Here is a 2,137-nt window from a genome sequence, read left to right as displayed (position 1 = left end):
CACGCCGCTCGAGGTGCCCGAGCATCTCGGGTCGGGCGATGCTCGACCCGCTCATCGCCAGCGAGCGCGACCCGCACGTGCTTGCCAATCTCGCCCGCACCGGGATGCGCCGCAGACTCGACGTCCGACGCGACGCGCTCACCGGACGGTTCGACGAGCACCACGCCTTCCTGTACGCGACCATGCTGGGCCGGGGTGCGTAGGTCGTTGAGGCCATCCTGATGACCGGAACCACCTACCGCGAGCCGGTGCGAGCCGCAACAGTAGGTGGAATCGGTCATTATGATGACGTTTTCTACCTACGATGCCGTTGTATCTGGGTGTTCCGCGGAACACAGAACCTGACCACCGCCGGCCGTTCGACATGGACGGCGCCGGTTTTCGTGCGGCGGCGGGCGAGCATCGCGTCGGACTCGCGTACACGCACGAGCTGCGAGCCGTCCGGTAAGGTTTCGAGCACGGTCGCGGGCAGGGGTTTCAAGGCCCCGGCGTCCGTGCTGGCCTGCGCCGCGCGACGGGCTGCGCGCAGCCTAGCCGCCGTGCTCACCCGGCGTGTCGGCGGTCACTCCGTCCGCCTGCATGAACCGTAACAGCCCTCATTGTCACGAGTTCAACCTCAATAGGTCGCACAGTGCATTTCGGACGCGCCCAACCAGCTCCTCGTCGGTCATATCATCTGAATCACGAATTGATGGGTCGATCACGTAGTCATCGAGAAGGTAGAAGACATCAGTGAGTATCCGATCGAAACGCTCTCGAACCCGCTCCTTCTCATCCAATGCATGACGACGAGCCGCCAGCCACGCATGTGCGAACTCTGGGCCAGACATCTTGGCCTCAATGAGTTCATGCATTAGTTCGAGCTGCCTGGCAATGCCGGTTCCAGGATCGACCTCAGACGGCGATGACCAGACACGCCGCCTCGGCTGTGACGCATCATCAGCCGAGTTCCGAATCACCATAGATAACCATTATCGATAATTCCTGCAAACTGATTGTCGCCAAAACGATACACGGTCCAGAACTGCCCGGAATCCGCACGCAGCATGACCATCTTACTTGTTACCGAATCAATGAACCCGACCGCTTGACCCTGACCCCGGTAGTTAAATCTGTAAATATTTGTTCCGTCGGCAGTCATGTGCGCTTTCATCGCATCTTGGAATGCGGCGAGGTTCGCCTTGTTTTTATTCCCGCCGATGCCGAAGTCCACAGCATGAGCATCGTACTTCTTATTCATAACCTTCGAATTTGAGAAGTCGGCCTTTTCTGCCCACTTTGCTGCGGCACCGCGGCTGCCAGTGGTGCACGGCGCGAGACCGAGGGGGTCGAGCTCCTGATAGGGGTTGGGGACGTAGGTGTGGGGGTTGGGTGCGGGGGCCAGGCCGAGGGGATCGGTGGAGTCGTAGCGGGCGGTCTCGGAGTCGTAGTAGCGGTGATAGTTGTAGTTTGCGCCGACAGCGCATCCCCACAGCCACGGTAGGCCCGGGCCAACCGGGCCAGCCCGTCGGGCAGCTCCACCAACGCCTCGGTGAACGCCGGCGCGTAATCACCAGCCATCGCCAGCTCACCACCGCTACCCGCGATCGCCCGCAGGCGAGTGGTGTTGTGTTCGGCGACATCGGCCTGGTCCCGCAACCGGATGGCCATGCCCCGCACCGCATCCGGATCACCCGGAGTCGGATCACCCTCCAGGTCCAGAACACCCCAGTCACCCACCACGGCCCTCCCCGCATCGTCACCGACCACCGACCACCGACCACCGACCACCGACCACCGACCACCGACCACCGAAAGCGACCCACAGCCGCACAATCACAGCCCTATGCATAAAGTAATATATTGGAACATAATCAGCATCAATACTCCAGAAGATTGAGATCATTCCCGGCCTCGGGCGTGCTCGCCGGCCGACGCCCAGCCCGGCCCAGCCCGGCAGGTGCCCGCCGGCTGGCAGGCGCATCTGCACTGAGGGTGGGTACCGTCCGTCGACAAGATCGGCATGAGTTTGTCGTCAGGTACGCCTATCCGGCCAAAAACCGTACCTAACAACAAACAAACGCCGATCATCACCTCCATGAAGGGTCTCGCTCCGAGAGCCCGATTCAGAAGTCGATCATCTGGACCAGTCAGGCAC

General features: G+C 61.5%; 1 protein-coding gene and 2 pseudogenes. 1 reads left to right on the top strand and 2 read right to left on the bottom strand.

All coding sequences use genetic code 11. The features are described from left to right. Nucleotides 1–203: pseudogene (locus U9977_RS21720) on the top strand (IS110 family transposase); the annotation flags it as partial. Nucleotides 204–602: 399 nt separating this feature from the next. Here U9977_RS21720 and U9977_RS21715 read toward each other — a convergent pair. Both U9977_RS21715 and U9977_RS27195 read right to left on the bottom strand, forming a co-directional pair. Beyond that, nucleotides 603–962, bottom strand: a complete 360-nt coding sequence (locus U9977_RS21715) for a colicin immunity domain-containing protein (protein WP_322751132.1) — start codon at nt 960–962, stop codon at nt 603–605. Beyond that, nucleotides 956–1,456, bottom strand: a pseudogene (locus tag U9977_RS27195) (RHS repeat-associated core domain-containing protein); the annotation flags it as partial. The gene U9977_RS21715 and the pseudogene U9977_RS27195, both read right to left, overlap by 7 nt. Nucleotides 1,457–2,137: the final 681 nt, after the last annotated feature.

The organism is Protofrankia sp. Cas8, assembly GCF_963555845.1.
GTDB lineage: Bacteria > Actinomycetota > Actinomycetes > Frankiales > Frankiaceae > Protofrankia.
This window is presented reverse-complemented; position numbering and strand designations above follow the sequence as displayed.